This is a genomic window from Stenotrophomonas sp. S39 (assembly GCF_016624665.1).
Taxonomy (GTDB): domain Bacteria; phylum Pseudomonadota; class Gammaproteobacteria; order Xanthomonadales; family Xanthomonadaceae; genus Stenotrophomonas.
Map to the genome: position 1 here is coordinate 1 of NZ_JACVTT010000223.1, position 233 is coordinate 233.

At 67.4% G+C, this 233-nt stretch carries 1 pseudogene; it reads right to left on the minus strand.

Annotation, left to right across the window (positions count from 1 at the left end):
- Positions 1-89: 89 nt before the first annotated feature.
- A pseudogene (locus IAE41_RS22370) lies at positions 90-233 on the minus strand (CDP-glycerol glycerophosphotransferase); the annotation flags it as partial.

A 233-nucleotide genomic window follows, 5' to 3' on the forward strand; every position in this document is an offset into this window, starting at 1 on the left:
CATCCACGCATGGCGTGGATCTACTGTAGAGCCGAGCCCATGCTCGGCTTGCCGCAGCCGAGCATGGGCTCGGCTCTACATCACACCCATCACCGCTGCGACGGGCCCCAGTACCCCAGGTCCCTGCGGATCTGCAGGTCGCGCATCCAGCTGCCGAACGGCTTGCGCCGCAGGGCGCCCATTTCGCCGGACAGGAAATCCTCGGTCGCGGTGATCACCCGCTCGCTGGAGCG